The 3,819-nt window shown below is 65.3% G+C and carries 5 protein-coding genes; 4 read left to right on the top strand and 1 reads right to left on the bottom strand.

The features are described 5' to 3' along the window. Positions 1-285: 285 nt before the first annotated feature. The 4 genes from V6M49_RS16880 to V6M49_RS16895 all read left to right on the top strand — a co-directional run bounded on the left by V6M49_RS16880 (position 286) and on the right by V6M49_RS16895 (position 3,022). Positions 286-714 (top strand): MFS transporter, encoded by a 429-nt coding sequence (locus V6M49_RS16880; RefSeq protein WP_332762197.1) that lies wholly within the window; start codon positions 286-288, stop codon positions 712-714. Further along, positions 711-1,622, top strand: coding sequence for an MFS transporter (locus V6M49_RS16885; RefSeq protein WP_332762198.1), 912 nt, complete (start codon positions 711-713; stop codon positions 1,620-1,622). Before V6M49_RS16880 ends, V6M49_RS16885 begins: the two co-directional genes overlap by 4 nt. 69 nt (positions 1,623-1,691) lie before the next feature. Then, on the top strand, positions 1,692-2,576 hold the full coding sequence (locus tag V6M49_RS16890) for an aldo/keto reductase (RefSeq protein ID WP_332762199.1): 885 nt from the start codon (positions 1,692-1,694) through the stop codon (positions 2,574-2,576). An 83-nt stretch (positions 2,577-2,659) separates the two neighbouring features. Further along, positions 2,660-3,022 (top strand): nuclear transport factor 2 family protein, encoded by a 363-nt coding sequence (locus V6M49_RS16895; RefSeq protein WP_332762200.1) that lies wholly within the window; start codon positions 2,660-2,662, stop codon positions 3,020-3,022. Between the two features lie 431 nt (positions 3,023-3,453). On the opposite strand, the gene V6M49_RS16900 is transcribed toward V6M49_RS16895, so the two are convergent. Further along, positions 3,454-3,627 (bottom strand): hypothetical protein, encoded by a 174-nt coding sequence (locus tag V6M49_RS16900; RefSeq protein ID WP_332762201.1) that lies wholly within the window; start codon positions 3,625-3,627, stop codon positions 3,454-3,456. Between the last annotated feature and the right edge of the window lie 192 nt (positions 3,628-3,819).

A 3,819-nucleotide genomic window follows, 5' to 3' on the forward strand; every position in this document is an offset into this window, starting at 1 on the left:
ACTTCCGCAACGCCGACCTGAAGGCTGCCTTCTTTTGCCTTGCCCTCGGCCTGCCCTATCCCGGAGACAAACCACTAAGCAGGGCCCAAATACGCCGCCCTACACCAGCCGACTTCTACTGACGCGTGGGGTGCGAAGTCCACCAGGTGTCAGGAACTTCCGCACGTCCTCGCTGCGTGTCATGGCGTCCACGCTACGCGGCCGCCCCAGGACGAGGGAGGGACTGGCGGTACCCGGAACGACAGTGACTCCCGGCCATGCGTAGAACACGGTTGCATGGAAAGCATGAAACCTGAACCCGCAACCGCTCCCCATCCGGCAGCGATTCTGGCGATCATCCTCGCCAGCTACTTCATGATCCTGCTGGACAACTCGGTCATCTTCACTGCCCTGCCCAGCCTGCAGGAAGACCTCCAGTTGAGCACCGGCGAGCTTTCCTGGGTTCAGAATGCATACACGCTGGTCTTCGGCGGCCTGCTGCTCCTGGGGGCCCGGGCAGGTGACCTGCTCGGACGCCGGCGGGTTTTTGTGTTCGGGCTGGCGGTGTTCTCCATCGCGTCGCTGCTGATCGGACTGGCGCCGGAGGGCTGGTGGGCGATCGCCGGCCGCGCCGTGCAGGGTATCGGGGCGGCGATCGTCGCGCCCGCCTCGCTGTCCCTGCTCACGGCGAGCTTCCCGGAGGGCCGTGAGCGCACCCGGGCCGTCGCGCGATGATCGTCCTCGCTCCACGGTTTCTCCCGGAAACCGGCCGGTCCCGGGGCCGCTTCGACGTCTTCGGCGCGCTCAGCGCCACACTGGGTGTCGGCGCTCTCGTGTTCGGCATCATCAACACCGCCGACGCCGGATGGGCCTCGCCTGTCACGCTCACGGCCGTCAGCGCCGGCGTGGTGCTCCTGGCCGGGTTCGTGCTGATTGAGCGCCGGGCGGCCCAGCCGATCATGCCGCTGCGGCTGTTCGCGAGCCGCCGCCGCACCGGCGCCTACATCGCCCGCTTCCTGTACCTGGGCGCGATGATCGCCTTCTTCTTCTTCACCACCCAGTTCATGCAGGAAGTACTGGGCTTTGACCCGCTGCAGGCTGGCATCGGGTTCCTCCCCATGACGGCGGTCAACTTCGCCATCGCGATGAGCATCCCGCGGCTCGTGGGCCGGATGCCGGGCTCGGTCCCGCTGCTGGCCGGAATCCTGCTCACCCTCGCCGGGATGTTTTGGCTCAGCCGCGTGGGCATCGACTCCTCCTACCTGACGGGGGTGGCCCTGCCAATGATCCTCATAGGCGCCGGCCAAGGCCTGGCCTTCGCGCCACTGACCTCGTTCGGCATCGTCGGTGCCCCGCCCGCAGACGCCGGGGCGGCATCGGGCCTGGTGAACACCTTCCACCAGATCGGCACCTGCCTCGGGCTTGGTATCGCAGTCGCTGCCGCAGCAACCGTCCCGACCACGGGTTCCGCCGTAGCGCACCTGGCCGCCGCGGTCAGCGCCGCCCTCACGGCAGGCAGTGTCCTCCTGCTTCTTGCCCTGACGGTCGCCGCGGCCCTCATTTTGCCCGCAGATTTGGCTGCCCGCCGAACCAGGGCACCCCGGATGGCCGTGCCCGTACCGGAGGCGCAGCCCGCCCGCTGAACCGCACGACCACTGAGCCCCAGCCCCTCCCACATCCCCGCACATCCGAATACCGTGAAAGGCATGATCATGGAACTTACACTCAACAACGGCGTCACGATGCCAGCCCTCGGCCTGGGCGTCTTCCAGAGCCCACCCGAGCAGACGACGGCGGCCGTCGAGGCTGCGCTCGCAGCCGGCTACCGGCACATCGACACCGCCGCCGCATACGGCAATGAGCGGGAGGTGGGCCAAGGCATCCGCGGCTCGCGTCTGGACCGTTCTGACGTGTTCATCGAGACCAAGGTCTGGGTGAGTGACTACGGCTACGACCAGACGCTGCACGCCTGGGAGAAGGCTGCTGGCAAGCTCGGCGTCGACTACCTTGACCTGCTCATCCTGCATCAGCCGGCCCCCGACCGGTTCGACAAAACCATCGCCGCGTACAAGGCGCTGGAAACGTTGCTTGCCGACGGGCGGGCACGGGCGATCGGCGTCAGCAACTTCATGCCACACCACCTGAAGCAGCTACTGGCAGAGACCCACGTCATCCCGGCGGTCAACCAGATCGAGCTGCACCCGTACTTCAGCCAGCCGGACGTCCAGGCAGCCGACGCCGAGCACGGGATCCTCACCCAGGCCTGGTCACCGATCGGCGGCATCACTTTCTACCCCGGGTGGGGCGGCAAGGACCGTCGGAACGTGATGGAAGACCCGACGATCGCCGCCATCGCGCGGGTCCACGGGAAGAGCCCGGCGCAGGTCATGCTGCGCTGGCATTTGCAGCAGGGCCGCTCAGCCATCCCGAAATCAACAAACCCTGGCCGCATTGCCGAGAACTTCGACGTGTTCGACTTCGAACTCAGCGTCGACGAACTGGCCGCCATCGACGCGCTCGACTCCGGTGTGCGCAACGGACCCGACCCCGACGAGGCGCGGCTGGAGCGCTTCTCGATGGTCATCCCCGAAGCCTAAGACAGAAAGAAGATCAGCTTGGAATACTGCACCAGCCACGGTGCACAGGAACTCACAGCACAGGCACGACGACGGATGAAACCGTGACCGCCACGGACCTGGAGGGGCTCCACAACGCGTTGTGCGAGGCGATGGTTGCCGGGGACCTGGCAGAACTCGGCGTCATCCTTGCCGACGACTTCACCCTTACGCACATGACCGGATCCGTGCAGGCCAAGGCGGAATGGCTGGACGCCATCAAAACCGGCCAGATGCAGTACCACCGGATAGAAACGGTCGGGGCCACCCGTAGCACGGAGGGCACCATGCCCTCGTTGACCGCCCGAACCCTCACCGACGCCACAATCTGGGGATCCACGGCAACATGGCGCCTGACGTTGCGCTCCTGGTTCGAGCCGCGCGGAGACGGCTGGGCCATCACCCGCACCGTCGCATCAACCTGGTGACAACCCCATATGCCTCGAGTGGTTGAGCTTGTCGAAACCCGAGGTCTCGACAAGCTCAACCACCAGGAGCGGCTAGGGGAGCGGCTGCCGCTCGCCGACACTGACTAAACCGTCGGGCGTAACGTAGTCCCGTCGTCGTCGTTCAATCCGTTCCTGCTGACCCGGGGAAGGAATCCTGGCGCCCTTCGCCCGGTTGCACCTGGCGCAGGCGGCGACGAAGTTCTGACCAGGCCCACAACGAACATTCCGGGCAGGGCAGCCGCAGCCAGAACGCTGTCCACCATTCCGCGCAGGACCTCGGTTGCGGCGGAGATACCAGCCCCTGACCCTTCCCCCATCCTTCTCCAGCTTCAAGGAGCGTACCGCTCAAACAACGGGGAAACCCCAAGCCGAGCGAACTCGGATGGGGGTTTCGAGGGTTCGGGAAGGTTCTAGTTGGCGACCAGCCCCGGAACTCCGTCCTGGATCGCGAAGGAGGCTTCGTGCTTGCGGGATCGGAAACTCGTGACGTAGTCCCGGGCCCGGAACTCCGCGGTCATCGCCTCGCGGGTGATGGTGCGGTCCGCGGCGAGGTGCTCTGAGGCAAGATGTTCGTGCCGGACCATAATGTTCGACAATCAGTCCGCTGAGGTCTAATATCTGGAACCTCGCCGTTATCATTTGTATGGCACACAGTAAGTGCAGCTTCTATTAATGCTCGGTAATCACTTATGGCTGCTCCCGCGGTAAGAGGCATCCTTCGTACGAAAGAACAGTGCAGATGTCCACACCGCCGTATTTCCTTAAAGCCGCGACAT

Source organism: Pseudarthrobacter sp., assembly GCF_036675385.1.
GTDB lineage: Bacteria > Actinomycetota > Actinomycetes > Actinomycetales > Micrococcaceae > Arthrobacter.

What these genes read in the sequence shown, in the direction of transcription:
- V6M49_RS16900 (WP_332762201.1), bottom strand. Translation starts at nt 3,627, where the DNA reads ATGGTCCGGCACGAACATCTTGCCTCAGAGCACCTCGCCGCGGACCGC.
- V6M49_RS16880 (WP_332762197.1), top strand. Translation starts at nt 286, where the DNA reads ATGAAACCTGAACCCGCAACCGCTCCCCATCCGGCAGCGATTCTGGCG.
- V6M49_RS16885 (WP_332762198.1), top strand. Translation starts at nt 711, where the DNA reads ATGATCGTCCTCGCTCCACGGTTTCTCCCGGAAACCGGCCGGTCCCGG.
- V6M49_RS16890 (WP_332762199.1), top strand. Translation starts at nt 1,692, where the DNA reads ATGGAACTTACACTCAACAACGGCGTCACGATGCCAGCCCTCGGCCTG.